An 18,809-nucleotide genomic window follows, 5' to 3' on the forward strand; every position below is an offset into this window, starting at 1 on the left:
GCCGCGCGGGGGGGCCTCGCGGGGGGGGGGGGCCCCCCCCGCGGGGGCCCCCCCCCCCCCGGGGGGGGGGCCCCCCCACCCCACACCGAACGAACCGGAGACCGGCTGCGGCAGGATGGACGCCGCACCGCCCCCGACGGAAGGACGCTTCGATGCCCGCCAGCGAACCGACCATCATCGCCACCAGCATGGGCTTCCTCCGGGGCGATCGGGGGCCCTACGACCTGCGCCCCAGCCCGGTCTTCGAGCTGGCGGCCGAGTTGGCCGAGGCCGGTCCGCAGCCGCGGGTCTGCTACCTCGGGCAGGCCGTCGGCGACCAGCCCACCTCGCTGACCGCCGTCTACGGCGCGTTCGCCGACACCCGGTTCCGGCTGTCACACCTCGCCCTGTTCCCGATGCCGAACGTCGAGGACGTCCGCGCGCACCTGCTCGCCCAGGACGTGCTCTGGGTCGGCGGCGGCAGCGTCGCCAACCTGGTAGCGGTGTGGCGGGTGCACGGGCTCGACGAGATCCTGCACGAGTGCTGGCAGGCCGGCGTGGTGCTGGCCGGCGTCTCCGCCGGCTCGATCTGCTGGCATGTCGGCGGTGCCACCGACAGCTTCGGCCCCCGGCTGCGTGGCTTCACCGAGGGCCTGGCCTGGCTGCCGTACGGCAACGGGGTGCACTACGACAGCGAGGGCCAGCGCCGCCCGCTCATGCACGAGCTGGTCGGTGACGGCACCCTGCCCACCAGCCACTGCACCGACGACGGCGTCGGTCTGGTCTACCGGGGCACCCGTCTGGTCGAGGCGATCGCGGACCGCGACGGCGTCTCGGCGTACGAGGTCAGCCGTGGCGCGGACGGCAGCGTCCGGGAGGCGGTCATCGCCCCCCGCCGGCTCGGCTGAGCGTCACACCTCCTCGCCCGGCTGCCGGCGGCGCAGCACCGCGTCGAAGACCTGGGCCAGCTCGGCGGCGTCCTCCCCGGCGTGGTGGGTGTGCGGCAGGTCGTGCAGGCCCAGCTCGTGCTTGATCGTGCCCTTGCGGGTCTGGACCCACTCGCCGCCGGTCAACCCCATCCAGTAGCTGCGAAGATCGACGCCGGAGCCGGTCGCGCCGAACGGGCTGTGCCCGACGAAGCGGACGAAGTACCAGTGCACGAACATGCCGTCCCAGACTGCCGGGGCGGCGAGGAAGACCGGACGGCCGACCCGGCGCAGCCCGTTGACCCAGGCCGCCGCGGCGGACATCGCCTCCTGCGCGGTGGGTGCCTCCCGCAGCAGCCGGTCCCGGTCCAGGCCGGAGACGGCCAGCGCCGCCGGGACGAACTCGTCGGAGATGGGACGCAGTTCGGTGTAGAAGGTGAGGTCCGGGCGGCCGGCCACCGCCATGCCCAGCGAGATCATGCTGTACGGCCCGGGGATCGGCCCGTCCGCCTCCACATCGACGGCGATATACAGCTCGGGCAACGTCGAGGCCATCTCACCTCCAGCAGCGGAACATCGAACCGGGAGATTAGCAACGTCTGCCGGGGCCCGGTGGGAGCGACGACCGACCACCGGCGCGGCGGCGAATCGGAGCCGCCTGGACCGGCCCGGCCGGGACCGGCGTAAGCTGGCCCGTCGTGAGTCTCACCATCGGCATCGTCGGCCTGCCCAACGTCGGCAAGAGCACGCTTTTCAACGCGTTGACCAAGAACGACGTGCTGGCGGCGAACTACCCGTTCGCCACCATCGAGCCCAACGTCGGCGTGGTCGGGCTGCCCGACGAGCGGCTGGGCAAGCTGGCCGAGATCTTCTCCTCGCAGAAGGTGCTGCCGGCGCCGGTGTCGTTCGTCGACATCGCCGGCCTGGTCCGTGGCGCGTCGAAGGGGCAGGGCCGGGGCAACGCCTTCCTGGCCAACATCCGGGACGCCTCGGCGATCTGCCAGGTCGTCCGGGCTTTCTCCGACCCGAACGTGGTGCACGTCGACGGCAAGGTCTCCCCGGCCGACGACATCGAGACGATCAACACCGAGCTGATCCTCGCCGACCTGCAGACCCTGGACAAGGCGCTGCCCCGGTTGGAGAAGGAGGCCAAGCTCCGCAAGGACCGGGCCGCCGCTGTCGCCGCGGCGAAGGCCGCTATCGAGGTGCTCGACGGTGGCACCACCCTCTACTCCGGGGCCGCCGCCGCCAAGATCGAGCTGGAGCACCTGCGCGAGCTGCACCTGCTCACCACCAAGCCCTTCCTGTACGTCTTCAACGTCGACGAGGCCGAGCTGGCCAACGAGACGTTCCTCGACGAGCTGCGCGCCCTGGTCGCCCCCGCCGAGGCCATCTTCATGGACGCCAAGATCGAATCTGAGCTGGTGGACCTGCCCGAGGAGGAGGCCCGCGAGCTGCTGGAGTCGATCGGGCAGAACGAGCCCGGCCTCAACCAGCTCGTCCGGGTCGGCTTCCGCACCCTCGGCCTCCAGACGTACCTCACGGCCGGCCCCAAGGAAGCGCGCGCCTGGACCGTCCCGGTCGGCGCCACCGCCCCGGAGGCCGCGGGTGTCATCCACAGCGACTTCCAGCGCGGCTTCATCAAGGCCGAGGTGGTCTCGTACCACGACCTGGTCGAGCACGGCTCGATGTCGGCGGCCAAGGCGGCGGGCAAGGTCCGCATCGAGGGCAAGGAGTACGTCATGCAGGACGGCGACGTCGTGGAGTTCCGCTTCAACGTCTGAATCCCGCCTGTTCCCGCAGTTCAGGAGGTTGGTGCCTCGCCTTGGGGGGCCTACCGGGGGCACAACCCCACGCCTCATCGACCGCCCGGCGGGTGCGCTCCTCCGAGTCCGGCATCAGGTGACAGTAGGTCGACAAGACCAGCGTCGCGTTCTCGTGCCCTAGCCGTTCGGCCACAGTGATGACCGACTCGCCCTGCATCAGCAGGACCGAGGCGTAGTGATGGCGCAGGTCGTGTGTCGTGATGCTGTCCGGCAGGCCTGCGGTCCGCACCGCCGCGCCGAAGATGAGCGAGCCGTAGTAGTCGTGCCGGTAGGGGCCGGCACAGCGGGTCGTGAACAGGGTGCCGTCATCAGCCGGCGGGAACTGCGCCATGTGCGCCCGCAGCGCGTCGGCGACGACCTGGGGCAGCGGCACGGTCCGGCGCGAGCGCGGTGTCTTGGGAACAGTCCGCACCGTGGACTGCGGCGCGAACTGCCACTCGATCCGCACCAGGCGCGCGGTGAAGTCGACATCCTGCACGCGCAGCGCGAGCAGCTCGCCGAGGCGCAGACCCAACCCGGCCTGGGCGAGGACCATCGCGCGGTTGCGCGCAGGGATCGCGTCGGCGAGCGCGCGGACATGGTCGACGGTGAGCGGCACGACCCGTTCCCGGTGGGATGACGGCAGCGGGTGTTCCGGTGGGTCGGCCGATGCGCCAGCAGGCGTCGATGAGGCGGGCGGTGTGGTCGCCGTCAGGGTCGCGGTAATCCTCGATGGTGTCGGCGGTCAGGCGGGTGGAGGTGTGCCCGGTGGCCTCGGTGCTCTTGGTGGCGTACTTGGCAAGGCAACCCGCGACCATGCCGTCGGTGACCTCACCGGTGCCGTCGGTGGCGATGATGGGTTCCAGGTCGACCTGCTCGCCCCAAGTGATCGGCCAGCCCTGGGGCCGGTCCGGGTGGGTTGGGGTGTGGAAAGCTGGCGTGAGCACTCGCGTGACGCAATCACGCAGCCACCGGAGTAACGCCAGCGGCCGGACTGCCGGCGATGTCGGGCTCCACTTGATGCGTTACGGATTGCTGTCACTTGATCCGTTACACATCCGGCTAGCTGATCTCACTTGCACCTGGCTATGTCTCGGTGGCTTCAGCTGCGGTCGAAGTGCCCGTTCTCGCCCGCTTTGCCCTGGTAGACGGAAGAGTAAGCATCATGGCGACGGACGACCAGGCAACGGCGGCGACAGACCCGGGATACGCGGCCGCGCTGGACACGGCTGAGCGCCTGCTGGGCTTCCGCTTGGAGCGCTTTCTTGGCGCTACCCCTGGTGAGCCAGCTAACGGCGCAGACTTCAAGCGGATCGCGACGATGCACGCCTTCGGCGACGTTTGGCCGCGCACCGAGCACCTAGATACGCAGACGCGGGCACTGGTATCTGTAACCATCGCGGCAACACTCGGCGTCCTGGAGCCGCTACGCGGTCAGCTCCGCATCGCGCTCAACGCCGGCGCCACCAAGGAAGAGATCGCCGAAGTCTTCCTTCAGGTCGCGGTCTACGCCGGCGTAGCACGCGCGTTCGACGGCTACCAGGTCGCGGCCCAGGTCTTCGCAGAAAACCCGGAACGCTAAGGTACGGGTTTTCGTGATCGCACGATCCGGCAGTCACGGACAACTCCACCAACGCTCGGCGGAGTGTCACCCATCATGTGAAGTCGACCTGTAACGCATCAAGCAAAGTCGGACACCGGACTGCCGGCGAAGTGGACGCTCCTATTTCCGTCAAGCGCTTGGGATGAACCGGTCCTGGGTGGGTGAGTAGATGAGCAGGGGGTGCTCCGGACCGTTCTCTGGCGTCAGGCGCACTGGCTTCCCGAGCTGGTGTCCAAGGCTGCGCATGAAGCGGCAGAGGAGATCCAGCTGGGGCTGGCCCTGTAGCTCAGTGCGGTCGAAGTCGAACTCAACCTCGTCATCGCTGAAGAAGTGCGTGTTGACCAGCATGTTGGGTGCTGGCCAGATGTGCATGGTGACAGTCGCCTCGGAGCGGCGGAGAGCGAAAATGTCGGCGGCCTGCTGCGGTAGTGGCCGGGACTGCCCTTCAACCGTGTAGTCGAACCGCCATCCCTGAGATCTCACGAGGTCGATCACCCGCTGCCAGTCGGTCTCGTTGGCGTCGAGGACGTAGGCGTCCAGCAACGAGCCGTCGGGCTCGAACCAGTCGGCGACATCATCCCAGGTCACATCGTGCACCTGGACATGATGGCCCCGGCTGAGTTTTCAGGCACCCTCAATTCGGGTGAGCAGGTGCGAGCGGCCGGTAGGCGTCTCGGGCGATGTAGCGCTTGAGGCATCGCATGATCTCGGTCTTGGTCTTGCCCTCTGCGGTTCGGCGGGTGACGTAGTCCTTGGTCGGTTGGTGGCAGCGCATGCGGACGAGGGTGATGCGCCAGAGGGCGCGGTTGGCGTCGCGGTCGCCGCCACGGTGCAGGCGGTGGCGGTCGGTGCGTCCCGAGCTGGCAGGGATGGGGGCGACGCCGCAGAGCCGGGCGAAAGCCGCTACGGAGTGAAGGCGGTGAGGGTGTCGCCGGCGGTGACGAGGAGTTGCCCAGCGGTGTCGACGCCTATACCAGGCAGCGCGACCAGATCCGGGGCGGTGGCAGTGACGAGGGCGGCGAGGTGGCCGTCGAGGTCGTCGATCTCGGCCTGTAGGGCAAGCCAGCGGCGGGCGAGGCTGCGCAGCGCGATCCTGGTGGCGGTCGCCGGCTCAGACACCGTGCCGGGCCTGAGAGCGGCACAGACGCGGATGCGGTTCTTGCCGGCCAGTCCGCGCACGACTTCTCTCACAGGTTCGGGGGCCGAGACGATGAGCGACTCGACCTGGCCTCCGGCTTGAGTTCGAGCCTTCATCGCTCCGCGGCGGGCGACGCGCAGAGCCCGGATCATCTCGACCTGTGCGTCGCGGGCCTTCGGGGTGCCGGCGGCGCGGCCGGACAAGACCGCCCGGGCGGCGGACTCGGCGTCGATGGTGTCAGTCTTGCCGATCCGGCGGCGGGTAGAGCGGTCCGGACGGTCGACCTCGACCACCGTCAGGCCGTAGTCCGTCAGGAACCGCAGCAACCCGGCGCCGTAGCTGCCGCTGCCCTCCAGACCGATCTTCGCTACCGTGCCGAAGGACTCGGCCCACGTGGCGAGCTGCGCGTAGCCACGCATCGTCGTCGGAAAGCCCTGAGTGGCCAACACCCGACCGGTCTGGTTCAACACCGCCGCGACGTGCACGTCCTTGTGCGTGTCGACCCCAACGGTCACGTCCTGGTCCTCGCTCACGCTGTCTCCTACCTGCTGATTCGACGGCAAGGCTCGACCACCGAGCACGAGGAGAACGCTGGACAGAACGGGGATGAGGGACGAACCCAAGCTCCTAATCAGGTCACCACGCCGGCCCGTGCAGGTGCCGAGAGAGGTGCCCCCGCCGACCGGGTCGACGGGTCCACATGAGGGCACGGAGCCAGTTCAAAGTCGACGAGATGCAGTCGTCGTTGAGGGCAACCGTCGATGAAGATCCCTGAGTGTGGATGTCATCTACCTCTGGGGCACACACGGGGCACAAGACAGCGTGAAACGTCGGCAACCAGCCATCAACGATGTGAGCCCATCAGCGAGCGTGGCCAGCACGTCGACCAGGACGCCGCAGGTCAGGGGAGATGCGGTCTAAGTTCCGCTTCAACGTCTGATCCAACCTGTGCGCCGTCGGGTCGGGTGGAGGGAACGGGACGTGTCGTCACCTGCCGGGCCGACACCGAAGGGGTCAGAGCGCCGAGGTCGGGTGTCCGGTAGGACGCCACACCCTGTCGCCCTGGCCCCTTCACCAACGACGTGTGTGGCTAGTCGCTGGGTGAGTGTTCCTTATTGCCTGAGTGAGGTCCGCGATGGCGCGGAGCAGGCTTTCAGTTGTAGTGGGCGAACTCCGTATAGTCGTTCCAGATCCAGCCCTTTACGCCAGTGCAGCAGTCCGAGTGCCACCACAGGTTTCCGGCATCGTTCACGCAACGCTTGTCGATACGGAAAAGCGTCTTCGACTTCCAGTGGGCGATCACCGTAGACGACCCCGAATAGCTGGTGTGCACCGCGGCGCTGCCGACGATGACCCGCCTGATGTGCGGCGTCCAGTTCGAGCAGGAGGCCAGTGTTCCGACTTCCGCCGGCACAGCGCCCAGCTCGTCCATTATGGCGGCCGGGACGGGCTCGACCGCCGCAGATGCCGGTGTGGCGATCGGAAGAATGCCGGCAAACGCGAGCGTGAGTGCGCCACCCGCCGCTGCGAGTTTCCTCGACGTTGCTTTCCTCATAAATTCCTCCATATCTGCAGGTGCTTTGGTTTGGACCGTATAGCTAGCGCCAATGCCGTGAAGTCCGGTCTTGGTAACGGATAGATAAACGTGGCTTGACCAGGGCCGCGACTCGTAGATCCAGGTAAATTGGTGCAGTGATTATCGCCTTTGCGTGGCGAATCAGTCTCGGCGAGTGCAGCGGTGCCGCCGGGCTCGACCTGGTTCGCTCCCGTCCGGGCCTGCCTGAGGCACTCGCGGCGCTCCTACTGCTGGCCGTGGTGGCGGCTCGGCTTGCGCTTCGTTGCGGCCCTGGCGTTCGTGGGCTGTCGTCGGCGTTGGTCTCGTTGCTGCCGCTGCCAGTCCTGCCGCCGGCGGTCGCGTCGTCTCTGGTAGCCGCGGGCGACCGTGGCTAGTGCCATCCACCCGGACAGCACCAGGCCTGCCGCCCCGATCACCCCTTGCAGCCGGCCCCGGTGCCCGCTGAGGATGCCGAAATCGGTGACGAAATCCTCCGGATCATCGGGGTTGACCCAGATCTGCATCGCGCTGCCGGCCGGCAGGCAGACCTCCCAACAGCCAACCTCGGCCTGACGCTGAGCGCCAGCGAACTCGTAGCGCAGGTGCATCGTGTTCCGCCGCTTGTGCACTAGTTCATCAACGACTGCCTGGGCTGGCACGCCGTTGACCCGCAATCGACGCCCCCAGGCGTCGTCGTCCTGAAAGGTCTTCAACGGCAGCCACATCATGACCAGCCCGACCGCGAGGCCGAGTGCGTAGACGGGGTAGCGGGCAAGCCACCAGCTCCGCAAGATCTGCACGGTGGCCATGGTCGCAGTCGATGTCGACAAGCGGCGGTACGTTGATCGGATGACGGAACAGATGCTCCGATCGTCGTTTGGCGCGGCGGCGACCGCGTACGCCCAGCACCGCCCCGACTACGCGCAGGCCGCGGTGCGGTGGGCGCTGGAGCCCGCACCTGGCCTGCGGGTGCTCGACCTGGGTGCCGGCACCGGCAAATTGTCGGCGACGCTGGCGGCGGTGGGCGCGGACGTCGTGGCCGTGGAACCGGACCCGGCCATGCTTGCCGAGCTACGTCGTACGCAGCCGGACGTCAATGCCCTGCCGGGTAGCGCCGAGGCCATCCCGTTGCCGGACGCCTCCGTCGATGCCGTGCTCGCCGGCAACGCCCTGCACTGGTTCGACATGGCCGTGGCGGGGGCGGAGATCGCCCGGGTCCTCGCACCCGGCGGCATCCTGGCCGGTCTGTGGAACATCATGGACGACCGGATCGACTGGGTTGCCGGGCTCGAACGGGTCAGCGGGAGTGCTGCCATCGGCCCGCGTGACACGCTGAGCAGTTGGCGCGCCGCGACGGCGGGCATGCTCGTCCCGAGCACCGGCCTGACCGCCCGGTTCGGGTCCGCGGAGCAGGTCGAGTTCCCGCACGGGCAGCGCCGTACCGCCGACTCGCTGGTCGCGACGCTCGCGACGCGGGCCGGGATGCTGGTCATGCCGGACGAGGAGCGAGCGGCCACCCTCGGCCGGATCCGCGCATTCCTCGGCAGCCGACCCGAAACCGCGCACGGCGAGTTCACGCTGCCGATGCTGACCGGCGTGCTGCGCGCCCGCCGGAACTGACGATCGTCGGCCCGGTGAACCGGCATCGCTCCGGGGCGTTGAACGCTGCGCTGGCAGGCGCCGAGGTGGCGCTGGTGGGCCTGTTCTCGGCGAAGGACAAGGACTTCGGCAGCGAGCTCGATCTGCTGGCCAGCGTGGTGGAAGCCCACGGTGGCCAGGTCGTGGGCCGGCATGTGCAACGGCGGGGAGTCTCTTCGGGTGGCGCGGACAAAATGGGCGACCCGTTTTCGCGACGGACGTTACTCAGCCCTGGTAGGGCCCGCGAAGTCGCCGAGGCCTGCCGGCAGCGCGGGGTCCGCGTCGCTGTCTTCGCGAACCCGTTGACCGGCCACCAGCGGGCCGTCCTCACGGACGTGTTCGGCTGTCTCGTGATGAGTGGCGAGGACCTCCGGTAGGTCAGGGACGGGCGGCCTTCTCGCCATGGACGATCGCGTACTCCGCGGCGAGCCAGGGCCCAAGGTCGTCGATGAGTTCGCGGAGGACACCCGGAACCGGCGAGGGGGTGCGACCGATAACGGCACCTCTACGCATCTGCTCCGCGCGTTCCGGATAGTGGAGCCCGAACGCCTCGGCGGACTGGGTGAGGTCGCTCGTCCAACCTCCCCACTGAGGCATGACCAGTGTGAAGCCGGTCCTGACGATGCGCCGAGCGACGAGCCGGCTGAGGGCCTTCCGTTGCTGGTCGGTGTTCGCTTCGGCTGCCTGGCGGCGCCACCCCGCGAGCGCAAGGGACAGGTCGCCGTTCGTCTCGCGGGCGAGCAGGGAAGTGGGCCGGTAGCGGGGGAGTTGGTCGGCGAGGTCGTCGCCCAGCAGGGGGGTGCACAGGCAGGCGACGAAGAAGCCGAGGTCGTGCCGCTCAAGCTCGCTGAGCAGCGTACCTGCACGGAACAGCAGGATGCCCACGCCGTCGATCTGCGGAAAGGACCGGTCGAGGTCCTGCTCGATCCTGGTGGCAGCCGCCCGGTCGGCCTCGGTTGGTTCGGTGTGCAGGGCGAGGAGCAGGTCGAGATCGGAGACGCCGAGGATGGCGGTGCCACGCGGGATGCTGCCGTAGATGTAGGCGCTGTGCAGCCGACCAGCGTCGAACGAGTCGGCTATCCGCGCGCGTGCCGCGTCGACAACACCGGCGAACGCGACCGGGACCCGGCTCAGTGCACCCTCACGGGCGATCGCACCCTCGACGTCCAGGCCTCTTCCGGCCATGGCGACACCCTGGCGGTCCCTGCGATGACGATCATTCATGTCGCGCGTCGAGTGGTACGGAGATGGCGTCGCGGATCGCGGTTACGGCGTGGTCGACATTTCGTGCCGTGGCCTGAGAGTCGTCCTGCTCGGACTCGTGCACGAAGGCGGTGACGCCGCGACGGCTGCCGCAGTAGTCAACGATTCCGTGCTCGATCTGCGTCCGCAGCGCGTGCCCGTACCCGTGTCGCTCGTAGAGGCCGGCGTCGTCGCCGGCGACGGGGAGCAGGTGGGTGGTGAGGCGGTGCAGCCGCGGTCGGATGCCGGTGGCCGGGGCGTAGTCGAAGGCCCAGCCGTTGATGAACACGCGGTCGATCCACCCCTTGAGCAGCGCCGGCATCGACCACCAGTAGACCGGGAAGACCAGCACGAGGTCGCTGGCCCGGTCGATGCGCTGCTGCTCGCGGAGGACGTCGGGCGGCGGCCCGCCGCGCTGCTGGTACGCCAGGCGATCGGTCGGGGTGTACCTCGGGTCGAAGCCCTCCTGTGCCAGGTCGGCGATTTCGACCGACCCCGGACGCAGCGCGGCCTCAAGTCGCCGAACCAGGTGGTGCGTCAGGGACCCGGGCTCCGGGTTCACGGCTACCAACAAGGTGTGCATGGTTGCAAGGGTCCTACTGCTCGGCCCAGGCGCCCAACTCGTTGCCGCTGGGGTCGGTGAAGTGGAACCGCCGGCCACCGGGGAACTCGTACGGCCCGTTCACCACCTGGCCGCCGGCCTCCTTGACGGCCTGCACGGACCGGTCCAGGTCGCTGGAGTAGAGCAGCACCAGTGGGCCGCCCGCTCGAACCTCAGTGTCCAGACGGAGACCGCCGACCTCGGGCGCGGCGTCGCCGTGTGGGCTGCGGATGCCGGCGTACTCCGGCCCGTAGTCGTTGAACCGCCAACCGAACGCGTCGGCGTAGAAGCGCTTGGCCACGGCGAGGTCGGTCACCGTGAGCTCGACGTAGTCGATGGTGTGGTGGCGGTGCGGCGATGACTCAGACATGTGCCGATCGTGCACCAGGGGTACGACGACGCCACGACATGCAACGAAAGGTTGCGCGATGGGTGCGGGCTGTCGTAGGTTGGGTGCAACCAAAGGTTGCGAAAGGTTGTGCGCATGGAACAGGGAACCATCGAACGCGACATCCACGTCAACGCGTCCCCCGAGGTCGTCTTCGAGGTGGTCAGCCAGCCCGAGCACATGCGGGAGTGGTGGCCAGACGACGCGCGGTTCGAGTCCGTCGCCGGGGCGCCCGGCGAACTGGTCTGGCGCGACACCGACACCGGCGAGACGAAGACCGTCGCGCTCGCCGTCGTCGAGGTCGACCCGCCGAAGCGGTTCTCCTTCCGGTGGTGCTTCACCGAGCCGGACCGGGGCGGGCAGGCGCTGCTCGTCACCTTCGACCTGGTGCCCAGCGGCGGCGGGACGCTGATCCGGATGACCGAGACCGGTTTCCGCGAGCTGGGTTGGGAGGTCGCTGTCCTGGAGGAGCAGTACCGCGACCACGAGAACGGTTGGGACCACTACATGCCCCGGCTGGGCGAGTACGTCGCTCGGTTGGTCGCGACCCCGTGAAGCCCGTGGTCGACGACGAGTTGTGGTCGGCGATCGGCGACCCGACTCGGCGTACGATGATCGATCTTCTTCTCGCCGACGGGCCCGGCACTGCCACCTCGTTGAGCAGACGGCTACCCGTCACCCGGCAGGCCGTCTCGAAGCACCTGGCGGTCCTGGACCGGGTTGGGCTGATCCACGCCGAGCCGGCCGGCCGCGAGCGTCTTTACCAGGTGGACGAGGCGCAACTCGCCCGCGCGGTCGCCCAGTTGTCGGCGGTGGGCTCCACCTGGGACGCCCGACTCCGCCGGATCAAGCGCATCGCCGAGACGATCGAACGCACCCGCACCAACGACGAAGGAGACTGAGAATGGTCGACATCCTGCACCGGGTCGGCGTCGCCGCGCCGCTCGACGACGTCTACCGAGCGGTGGCAACGCCGGAGGGCCTCGCCGCCTGGTGGACCACCGACACGGTGGGCAAGAGCGAGGTCGGTGGACAGTTGGCCTTCCGGTTCGGCGATGCCGGCGGCTTCGACATGGAGGTTCTGGAGCTGAACCCCGCCGGGCGGGTGCTGTGGCGCGTCGTCGACGGCCCCGAGGAATGGGTCGGTACCGAGGTCGACTGGCATCTCGACCAGCGCGGCGAGTACACGATCGTCCAGTTCGCGCACCAGGGCTGGCGCGAGCCGGTCGAGTTCATGCACCACTGCAGCACCAAGTGGGCGATGTTCCTGATGAGCCTCAAGGAACAGGTGGAGACCGGCCACGGTCGACCGGCCCCGGACGACGTCCGGATCAGCGACTGGCACTGACCGCGGTGACGGCTGCATCGTCGGGCAATCGCGAGCTCCGCCTGGAGATCGCGATTGCCCCGACGGTCAGGCCGAGGGCCACGATCGCCAGGGCGCACAGCAGCAGCGTCGGGCGTGCGCCGATGGCGCCCACCAGTGGCCCGCCCAGCATGGTGCCCAGGGGCACCGCCAGCACGAGGACGGCACCGTTCGCGGCGAGCACCGCCGGTAGCTGCGCGACGGACGTGCTGCGCTGGAACAGCGCCATCGACGTGGACATGTACGGCGCCCAGATGAAGCCCGCCAGGGCGAACGCCGGCAACGACACGCCGACCGGTACGCCCAGGCCGAGGGGCAGCAGGGCGACACCGAACGCGACGACGATGCCGATGGTGGTGGTTCGCAGTGGCCAGCCGCGAAGGTAACCGGCGACCAGGCCCCCGGCGAGACCGCCGACGCCGAACGCGGCGTAGTACGCGCCGAACAGCGTCGCGGAGGCGTGCAGGTCGTCGGTGATGTGGATCGGCATCGCCACGTACACCGGTCCGAAGAGGAAGAAGAACCCGAGACTCAGCACCAGCAGGCCCAGCAGGGCCGGGCTCTGGCGGATGACCGCGAAGCCGGCCGTTCGCGAAGCGCCACTCTCGTCCCGCGTGGGTCCGCCGTTGGCGGGAAGGGCGAGACGGTACGTGAGGGCCAACACGGCGAAGGTGGCGGCGTCGATGGCGATGACCCATACCGGCCCGACCCAGGCGATCAGGAGGCCCGCCAGTGGTGGCCCGACGATGGTGGCGAACCCGGCGATGCTGGCGAGCACGGCGTTGGCCGGCAGATGGTGTCGCTGCGGCAGCAGTTCGGCGATCAGTGTGAAACGCCCGGCGGAACCCCACGAGTGCAGCAATGCGGACGCGGCGAGCAGGAAGACGTACAGCCAGACGCTGAGCGCACCGGTGAGGTGCGCGAGGGGGATCGCCCCGAGCGCGCTGGCTCGCAGAATCGCGTCCCAACCGGCGAGTTGCGCCCCGCTGCGCCCCCGCAGCCACCGGCCGAAGACGACAGTCCCGGCCGCGCTGGGCAGTGTGTACGCCGCCATGGCCAGCGCGATCCAGGTGCCCTGTTGATGGTGCGGGACGAGTTGGATGGCGAGCCAGGTCACCGCGACCACCGCCAGGCCGTCGCCCAACGCGGAGACGGCCAGCCCAGGTAGGACCCGTCGGAGCTGAGGGTGACTGACCACCGGCCAGTACGGGGAGGAGCGCGGGAATCTGGAGGCGTCCGGCATGCTGTCAGCACACCCGGCGCGGGACCCGCGGATCAACACCTACTGCTACCAGCAGAATCAGCCGAGGCCAACGGCGGCGGGAACTACCGGTCCGGGCCGGCGTTTCTGCGGGCAGCGCGGGAGGACGAGCCGATGCTCGCCACTATCGAACCCACCGAGGCGAGCGACACCGCCACAGTGCCGGCCGTGTCGGCCCCGCCGTCCCCGGTCACCTTGAGGATGATGCCGGTGACCATCAGGACGACCGACAGCGCCAGGACCACATGGATGGCTCGTCTGCTCATGGCGGCATCTCACCTTCGGGTGGCGGGAGATCGGCTCGGGTTCCTTGAAGTCGGGCGATGACACCTCGGCTTTCCGGAACCCGAGCCGATCAAACCGTTACTCCGCCCGGTAGACGGAGATGTGCGACGGGCTGTCGGCCTGGAACGGTCGTCGGTGCCAGTCGGCGTACCGCTCGGTGAGCCGGAGCCCGGCCTGCTGCGCCATCCCATCGATCTGGTGCGGCCAGGCGTACCGCATGGCGAACGGCTTCAGGTGCACACCGTCCGCGTCGAACGTGATGGTCTGCCGGATGAACCGCTGCGCTGGTCGGTCGTACCGGTGCAGTCGGATCGTCGCGGAGTCCTCGGTGACCTCACGCACCTGCACCTGCTCGTCCGAGTCGAAGCTGCGCGGGTCGGGCACGAACGTCTCGATGACGAACGCGCCGCCGGGCGACAGCACCCGGGCGACGTTGCGGAAGCAGTCCGCCTGCCGCTCGGCGTCCACCAGGTTGAACAGGGTGTTGAAGACCAGGTACGCGAGCCGGAACTCACCGGCCACCGGCACGTCAGCCATGTCGGCGACGACCACCGGGATCTGGTCGCCGCCGGGTTTCGCCCGCAGCTGCGCGAGCATCTCCTCGGACGCCTCGACGCCGTGCACGGCGAGGCCACGTTCGGCCAGCGGCAGCGCGACCCGCCCGGTGCCGATCGCCAGTTCGAGAACCGGACCCCCGTCGGCCAGGTCGGCCAGGAAGTCCACCGCCGGCGCGGGGTCGGGGTTTCCTGGGCTGTCGTAGTCGGAGGCCCAGAGCCGGCCGAAGAGGCCGGGATCGTCGAAGACCGACATCAGCGGCCTCCGGGGTTGGTGTCAGTGGCGCCGAGCAGCGCCAGGGGAACAGTCCTGCTCACGAAGTCTCGATTCCTCGGGTCGGATGACGGTTGGTTCGGGGGACTTCGTTGTGTTCGGCATGGTGGCTGCTCCCTTCGCGTGGCTGTCGACCGAGGACACCAGAAACGTCGTGGGCCCGGCAAGGCAATTACGCCAGCCGGGCCCACGACGGCGCATCCGGTCAGGAGATGTGGTGCAGGATCACGTTGTGCACGTGGTGGCTCTTCTGCGCGCCACGGAACTCCACCTCGTAGGTGTGCGTGCCGACGTGGATGGCGATGGCGCCGGTGGAGAAGAACGAACCACCCCACGACTTGTTGCTGACCACGCTCACGCTGGTGATCTTCGAGTACGGGATGCTGGTGATCGCGAACCGCTTCCCGACGAAGGACCGGTCCTGGATGATCACGCGGCGGTCGGTCAGCCCGATGAACCCGGTGCCGGTGCCGACGGCGTCGTAGACGGCGATGATCTGCTCGCCTTCGAGGAGGCCACTCTCAATCTGCTGGACCTGCTCTTTGCGGTCGTACGCGATGTTCGCCATGTGCTCCAGGCTAGAAAACCGGTGCCAGCGTGCCCGCCCGTGCGATGACCACGAACTCGCCGTCGCCGTGGCCGACGGGCTCCCCGTGCCAGCCCCCGTGAACGCGATCCACGATGAAGCCCGCCCTGGTCAGGGAGGTGCGCAGCTCGGCCTCCGTGCGGAAGCGCAGGCTCGCCGAGCTGAGGAGTTCCTCCCCGTCGTCAAAGTGGTAGTGGTGGGTGAAGTCGACCACTCCGTCGCGTACCCCGGTGACCTCGGTCCACGCGCGGACCTCGCCGCCGTCGGGCAGCGTGACCAGCCGGTGCGAATCCACCGGGTTCCACAGCTCCCAGCGACGGTCCGCCGGGTCGCGGGCGTCGAACACCAGCCGGCCGCCGGGCACCAGCGCCCGGGCCAGGTCGGCGAGGGTACGCGACCACTCCGCATCGTCCACGAAGAACTGCGCGACGTGGCTGGTCAGCACCGCGACGTCGAACGCCCGCTCCGGCAGCAGCGCCGAGGTGCCCACGATCCAGGTCACCCGCCCACCACCCGGCTTGGCCCGGGCGGAGGCCACTGACGCGTCGGCCGGATCCACAGCGGTGACGGTGTGGCCGGCGGCGGCGAGGGCAATGGCCAGCCGGCCGGTGCCGCAGCCGAGGTCGAGCACCCGGGCGGCCGGGGTCTCGTCGACCACCGTCCGGAAGAAGTCGTCGTCCGGCCCCCACCGGCACTCCGCGTCGTACACCCGCACCAGCCGGTGGTGGCGGAACTCGGCGTGCCTCATCGGGGGTTCGCGTCCGTCGCGGCGCGGACGAACTCGCGTACCCGGGTGGTGGTGTTGCTGGGCAGCCAGACCGGCCCTCGTTCGATCGGTGGCGCGTCGTGGATGGGCACGTACGCCACGTCGGGGCGCGGGTAATAGCGCCGGGTGTGCTCGCCCACCGGCAGGACTCCCCGGCCCAGCGCGACCAGGGACAGCATCTCGGAGAAGGTGTTCCCGGCGGGCCCCTTTGGCACCGCCCGGCCGGACGGGGTGCGTTCGGGGGTGCGGTCCCGCTTGAACTCCACCGAGGTCACCGTCGGGTACTGCACCACCGGGTGGTCGGCGAGCACCTCCAACGACACCGACCGCTCCCGGGTGAGCGGGTGACCCGCCGGCACCGCCAGCACCCGGCCCTCGGAGATCAGCGCCGGTCCGGTGGCCATCCCGTCGAACGGGTACGAGGCGATCAACACGTCTGTCGAGCCGTCGAGCAGCCCGGATCGGGTGGTGGACAACTGCGCCTCGTGCACCTCCACCCGACAGTCGGGGTGCCGTTCAGCGAACAGGGCCACCGCCCGGAGCAGCACCGGCGCGGTCCACTCGCCGAGGAACGCCACCCGTAGCGTCCCGGTCACGCCCCGGGCGGCGTCTGTCGCCCGGCGGACGGCCTCGTCCATGCCTGCCACCAGCGGAGCCAGCTCGTCGGCGAGCTGCCGGCCGATCGGGGTGAGCCGGACGGTCCGACTGGTACGGGCGAACAGCGGTGCGCCGATCCGGCGCTCCAGCTTCTTCACCACATGGCTGACCCGGCCGGTGCTGACTGTCAACCGCTCGGCGGTCCGGCCGAAGTGCAGTTCCTCCGCGAGGGTCAGGAACGTCTCGACCTCGTAGCGCTCCAGCACACAGTTCCCATCGTTGACCTGTGGGCAACGATCGTAGCGGCATCGGGTCTTGGTCGGCGGCCCTCGCCCGGGGATCGTGAACGCGGCAGGGAACACCGAGCGAAGGGCTCTGACATGAGCGTTGACGACTACCTGGCCGGCCTCGCCGGCCCACTGCGCGAGATCGGCGAGAAGCTGACACCGGTCATCGCGGCGGCCCTTCCCGGGGCGACCGGGGCGATGTGGCACGGGCACCCGGTCTGGAGCCTGGGCGACCGGCCCGGCCAGCGCCCGCTCTGCCTGGTCAAGGCGTACGGGTCGTACGTCACCTTCGGGCGGTGGCGGGGGCAGGAGATCACCGACCCGTCGGGGCGGCTGATCCCCGGTGCGCGGGCGATGGCGGCGGTGAAGTTGCGCGACGTCGCCGATATCGACCCGGCCCTGTTCAGCGACTGGCTGCACGCGGCGGCCCACCTGGAGGAGGGGTGAGCGAGGTGCGGGTAACCGGTTTCGACCACCTGGTGCTGACAGTCGCCGACGTGGAACGGTCAGTGGACTTCTACTGCGGCCGGCTCGGGCTGGCACCGGTACGCGTCGACGAGTGGCGTGCGGGCAGCGTCCCGTTCCCGTCGGTGCGGATCAGCCCCGACAGCATCATCGACCTCGTCCGCGGTGAGCCGCAGGGCGCGAACGTGGACCACTTCTGCCTGGTGGTGGCACCACTGGACTGGGCGCAGGTGATCGAGTCGGAGGTCTTCACGGTGCTGACCGGCCCGGTCAGCCGATTCGGCGCCCGCGGTTCGGCGACCTCGATCTACGTGCGGGACCCGGACGGCAACTCGGTGGAGCTGCGCTGGTACCCACCGGACGCCGGGTCGGATTCGGAGACTGTCGTCAGGCCTCGGTGACCGCCCGGTACGCGTCCTCGATGCGGGCAGCCAACAGCACCTCGCCCTCGGTCAGCGGCTCGCCGCTGCCATGCCCCACCCGGATCTGGGTGCTGTCGGCCCGGCGGCTGATCTCGGGCCGCAGATGCAGCGCATCCGCGACGACCTTGACCCGCTCAGTGAGTGCGGCGTGTTGGGTATCGTCGATCACGAGCGTCCGTCGGATCTGCTCGCCCTCGCGCGTCCAACCAGATAGCAAGGTCAACGCGTCGGACAGGTAGTCGTGCTTGGCCCTGCTGTTGAACAGCACGCGCATCACCGCACCCCCCAAGCGCCGTTGCCGGCTTGTGGCCAAGTCGTCGCCATCCCGTGTCTTGTCGGTGTCTCCTAGTCTCTCGCTGCTCGGAGGGGGTGTCCACGCCCACACTTCCGTGTCTTGTTGGCCTAGCGGACGGCTACGGTACCCAAACCGCCGATTGATCTGGCACCCTGGACGCCCGTGCGGACCGAACGGGCGAATGATGGCGGGCAGGCCGAACGACGGGACCTGAAGGTGATCGTCGGTGCGGCGATCATCCGGGATGGGCGGGTGCTCGCCTGTGCGCGTTCCGCCCCACCCGAGGTAGCGGGCATGTGGGAGTTTCCGGGCGGAAAGGTCGAGCCGGGGGAGGCTGAGACCGACGCGCTGATCCGGGAGTGCGCCGAGGAGCTGGCCGTACGCGTCGAGATCGGCGACCGGGTCGGCCGCAACGTACGGATGGCGCACGGCCGGTCGGTGCTCAAGGTGTACGCGGCCCGCCTGCTCGGCGACGACCAGCCACAGGCGCTGGAGCACGAGGCGCTGCGCTGGCTCACCGCCGACGAACTGGATTCGGTCACCTGGCTCCCCGCCGACGCCCCCATCGTGGCCGCCCTCCGCCCCCTCCTGCGCAGCTCTCGGTGATCATGAAGTTATTGCCACCGCGCGCGGCGGGTCGTGGCAATAACTTCATGATCACCGGGGCCGGGCCGGGCCGGGCCGGGCCGGGCCGGGGCCGGGGCCGGGGCGGTGGTGAGGATGTCGGCGCTCTCGGCCATGAAGTGCACACCGCAGAAGACGATGTACTCCGCCTC

Annotated in this window: 26 protein-coding genes and 3 pseudogenes; 11 read left to right on the forward strand and 18 right to left on the reverse strand. The window is 69.3% G+C overall.

Annotation, left to right across the window (positions count from 1 at the left end; translation table 11 throughout):
• Window positions 1-152 precede the first annotated feature (152 nt).
• Window positions 153-887 carry a peptidase E gene (locus AB0B94_RS32685; protein ID WP_357289690.1) on the forward strand — a complete coding sequence of 245 codons (735 nt, stop codon included), beginning with the start codon at window positions 153-155 and terminating at the stop codon, window positions 885-887.
• 3 nt (window positions 888-890) lie between these two features.
• On the opposite strand, the gene AB0B94_RS32690 is transcribed toward AB0B94_RS32685, so the two are convergent.
• Entirely contained in the window at window positions 891-1,460 is a 570-nt protein-coding gene (locus AB0B94_RS32690; protein WP_357289693.1) for an exonuclease, read from the reverse strand.
• A 143-nt stretch (window positions 1,461-1,603) separates the two neighbouring features.
• Between AB0B94_RS32690 and ychF the strand changes: the two genes are divergently transcribed.
• Window positions 1,604-2,689, forward strand: coding sequence for a redox-regulated ATPase YchF (gene ychF, locus AB0B94_RS32695; RefSeq protein ID WP_124773736.1), 1,086 nt, complete (start codon window positions 1,604-1,606; stop codon window positions 2,687-2,689).
• On the opposite strand, the gene AB0B94_RS32700 is transcribed toward ychF, so the two are convergent.
• The gene (locus tag AB0B94_RS32700; RefSeq protein ID WP_357289699.1) at window positions 2,679-3,329 is read right to left on the reverse strand and encodes a site-specific integrase; all 651 of its coding nucleotides are present in this window, start codon (window positions 3,327-3,329) and stop codon (window positions 2,679-2,681) included. The two genes, ychF and AB0B94_RS32700, sit on opposite strands and share 11 nt — an antisense overlap.
• Before the next feature lie 82 nt (window positions 3,330-3,411).
• Window positions 3,412-3,657 (reverse strand): annotated as a pseudogene (locus AB0B94_RS32705) (replication initiator); the annotation flags it as partial.
• Between the two features lie 218 nt (window positions 3,658-3,875).
• On the opposite strand from AB0B94_RS32705, the gene AB0B94_RS32710 reads away from it, so the two are divergent.
• Window positions 3,876-4,292, forward strand: a complete 417-nt coding sequence (locus tag AB0B94_RS32710) for a carboxymuconolactone decarboxylase family protein (RefSeq protein WP_357289702.1) — start codon at window positions 3,876-3,878, stop codon at window positions 4,290-4,292.
• Window positions 4,293-4,442: 150 nt separating this feature from the next.
• Here the strand turns inward: AB0B94_RS32710 and AB0B94_RS32715 are convergent, their stop codons facing one another.
• The 4 genes and pseudogenes from AB0B94_RS32715 to AB0B94_RS32730 all read right to left on the reverse strand — a co-directional run bounded on the left by AB0B94_RS32715 (window position 4,443) and on the right by AB0B94_RS32730 (window position 7,815).
• Complete coding sequence (locus AB0B94_RS32715) at window positions 4,443-4,910, reverse strand: hypothetical protein (protein ID WP_357289705.1); 468 nt, start codon at window positions 4,908-4,910, stop codon at window positions 4,443-4,445.
• Between the two features lie 37 nt (window positions 4,911-4,947).
• Window positions 4,948-5,984 (reverse strand): annotated as a pseudogene (locus tag AB0B94_RS32720) (IS110 family transposase).
• Between the two features lie 620 nt (window positions 5,985-6,604).
• Window positions 6,605-7,006, reverse strand: a complete 402-nt coding sequence (locus AB0B94_RS32725; protein ID WP_357289708.1) for a hypothetical protein — start codon at window positions 7,004-7,006, stop codon at window positions 6,605-6,607.
• Window positions 7,007-7,251: 245 nt separating this feature from the next.
• Window positions 7,252-7,815: a DUF3592 domain-containing protein gene (locus AB0B94_RS32730; RefSeq protein WP_357289712.1), complete on the reverse strand. Its 564-nt coding sequence runs from the start codon at window positions 7,813-7,815 to the stop codon at window positions 7,252-7,254.
• A gap of 40 nt (window positions 7,816-7,855) precedes the next feature.
• Here AB0B94_RS32730 and AB0B94_RS32735 point away from each other — a divergent pair, with 40 nt between their 5' ends.
• Window positions 7,856-8,626, forward strand: a complete 771-nt coding sequence (locus AB0B94_RS32735; RefSeq protein ID WP_357289715.1) for a class I SAM-dependent methyltransferase — start codon at window positions 7,856-7,858, stop codon at window positions 8,624-8,626.
• A gap of 14 nt (window positions 8,627-8,640) precedes the next feature.
• Window positions 8,641-9,021, forward strand: coding sequence for a hypothetical protein (locus AB0B94_RS32740; RefSeq protein WP_357289718.1), 381 nt, complete (start codon window positions 8,641-8,643; stop codon window positions 9,019-9,021).
• A 1-nt stretch (window position 9,022) separates the two neighbouring features.
• On the opposite strand, the gene AB0B94_RS32745 is transcribed toward AB0B94_RS32740, so the two are convergent.
• From AB0B94_RS32745 to AB0B94_RS32755, 3 genes are read right to left on the reverse strand one after another with little or no spacing between them, the layout of a single operon-like run.
• Window positions 9,023-9,829 carry a hypothetical protein gene (locus AB0B94_RS32745; protein WP_357289721.1) on the reverse strand — a complete coding sequence of 269 codons (807 nt, stop codon included), beginning with the start codon at window positions 9,827-9,829 and terminating at the stop codon, window positions 9,023-9,025.
• A gap of 31 nt (window positions 9,830-9,860) precedes the next feature.
• Window positions 9,861-10,469 (reverse strand): NAD(P)H-dependent oxidoreductase, encoded by a 609-nt coding sequence (locus tag AB0B94_RS32750; protein WP_357289724.1) that lies wholly within the window; start codon window positions 10,467-10,469, stop codon window positions 9,861-9,863.
• A gap of 13 nt (window positions 10,470-10,482) precedes the next feature.
• Entirely contained in the window at window positions 10,483-10,857 is a 375-nt protein-coding gene (locus tag AB0B94_RS32755; protein WP_357289727.1) for a VOC family protein, read from the reverse strand.
• 114 nt (window positions 10,858-10,971) lie between these two features.
• Here AB0B94_RS32755 and AB0B94_RS32760 point away from each other — a divergent pair, with 114 nt between their 5' ends.
• Genes AB0B94_RS32760 through AB0B94_RS32770 form a run of 3 tightly spaced genes read left to right on the forward strand, consistent with a single transcriptional unit; the run spans window position 10,972 to window position 12,223 of the window.
• Window positions 10,972-11,430: an SRPBCC domain-containing protein gene (locus AB0B94_RS32760; RefSeq protein ID WP_357289730.1), complete on the forward strand. Its 459-nt coding sequence runs from the start codon at window positions 10,972-10,974 to the stop codon at window positions 11,428-11,430.
• On the forward strand, window positions 11,427-11,777 hold the full coding sequence (locus AB0B94_RS32765; RefSeq protein ID WP_357289733.1) for a metalloregulator ArsR/SmtB family transcription factor: 351 nt from the start codon (window positions 11,427-11,429) through the stop codon (window positions 11,775-11,777). Before AB0B94_RS32760 ends, AB0B94_RS32765 begins: the two co-directional genes overlap by 4 nt.
• A 2-nt stretch (window positions 11,778-11,779) precedes the next feature.
• Window positions 11,780-12,223 (forward strand): SRPBCC domain-containing protein, encoded by a 444-nt coding sequence (locus AB0B94_RS32770; protein WP_357289736.1) that lies wholly within the window; start codon window positions 11,780-11,782, stop codon window positions 12,221-12,223.
• Here AB0B94_RS32770 and AB0B94_RS32775 read toward each other — a convergent pair.
• From AB0B94_RS32775 to AB0B94_RS32800, 6 genes are all read right to left on the reverse strand, one after another.
• A complete protein-coding gene (locus AB0B94_RS32775) occupies window positions 12,207-13,484 on the reverse strand; it encodes an MFS transporter (protein ID WP_357289739.1) in 1,278 nt (425 codons plus the stop codon). The genes AB0B94_RS32770 and AB0B94_RS32775 overlap by 17 nt on opposite strands.
• Before the next feature lie 83 nt (window positions 13,485-13,567).
• Window positions 13,568-13,768, reverse strand: a complete 201-nt coding sequence (locus AB0B94_RS32780) for a hypothetical protein (protein ID WP_357289742.1) — start codon at window positions 13,766-13,768, stop codon at window positions 13,568-13,570.
• Between the two features lie 97 nt (window positions 13,769-13,865).
• A complete protein-coding gene (locus AB0B94_RS32785; protein WP_357289745.1) occupies window positions 13,866-14,597 on the reverse strand; it encodes a class I SAM-dependent methyltransferase in 732 nt (243 codons plus the stop codon).
• A 223-nt stretch (window positions 14,598-14,820) separates the two neighbouring features.
• Entirely contained in the window at window positions 14,821-15,183 is a 363-nt protein-coding gene (locus tag AB0B94_RS32790) for a PH domain-containing protein (protein WP_030337500.1), read from the reverse strand.
• Window positions 15,184-15,193: 10 nt separating this feature from the next.
• Entirely contained in the window at window positions 15,194-15,949 is a 756-nt protein-coding gene (locus AB0B94_RS32795) for a class I SAM-dependent methyltransferase (RefSeq protein ID WP_357289748.1), read from the reverse strand.
• Window positions 15,946-16,830, reverse strand: coding sequence for a LysR family transcriptional regulator (locus AB0B94_RS32800; protein ID WP_357289751.1), 885 nt, complete (start codon window positions 16,828-16,830; stop codon window positions 15,946-15,948). The genes AB0B94_RS32795 and AB0B94_RS32800 overlap by 4 nt, the downstream gene beginning before the upstream one ends.
• Before the next feature lie 114 nt (window positions 16,831-16,944).
• Here AB0B94_RS32800 and AB0B94_RS32805 point away from each other — a divergent pair, with 114 nt between their 5' ends.
• On the forward strand, window positions 16,945-17,298 hold the full coding sequence (locus AB0B94_RS32805; RefSeq protein WP_357289755.1) for a DUF1801 domain-containing protein: 354 nt from the start codon (window positions 16,945-16,947) through the stop codon (window positions 17,296-17,298).
• Complete coding sequence (locus AB0B94_RS32810) at window positions 17,295-17,717, forward strand: VOC family protein (RefSeq protein ID WP_357289759.1); 423 nt, start codon at window positions 17,295-17,297, stop codon at window positions 17,715-17,717. Before AB0B94_RS32805 ends, AB0B94_RS32810 begins: the two co-directional genes overlap by 4 nt.
• On the opposite strand, the gene AB0B94_RS32815 is transcribed toward AB0B94_RS32810, so the two are convergent.
• Complete coding sequence (locus AB0B94_RS32815; RefSeq protein WP_112604995.1) at window positions 17,704-18,012, reverse strand: 4a-hydroxytetrahydrobiopterin dehydratase; 309 nt, start codon at window positions 18,010-18,012, stop codon at window positions 17,704-17,706. The two genes, AB0B94_RS32810 and AB0B94_RS32815, sit on opposite strands and share 14 nt — an antisense overlap.
• A gap of 183 nt (window positions 18,013-18,195) precedes the next feature.
• Between AB0B94_RS32815 and AB0B94_RS32820 the strand changes: the two genes are divergently transcribed.
• Window positions 18,196-18,639: a (deoxy)nucleoside triphosphate pyrophosphohydrolase gene (locus tag AB0B94_RS32820; protein WP_238668270.1), complete on the forward strand. Its 444-nt coding sequence runs from the start codon at window positions 18,196-18,198 to the stop codon at window positions 18,637-18,639.
• Window positions 18,640-18,743: 104 nt separating this feature from the next.
• Here AB0B94_RS32820 and nadA read toward each other — a convergent pair.
• A pseudogene (nadA, locus tag AB0B94_RS32825) lies at window positions 18,744-18,809 on the reverse strand (quinolinate synthase NadA); the annotation flags it as partial.

The sequence above is a fragment of the Micromonospora sp. NPDC048986 genome, assembly GCF_040649335.1.
Taxonomy (GTDB): domain Bacteria; phylum Actinomycetota; class Actinomycetes; order Mycobacteriales; family Micromonosporaceae; genus Micromonospora; species Micromonospora alfalfae.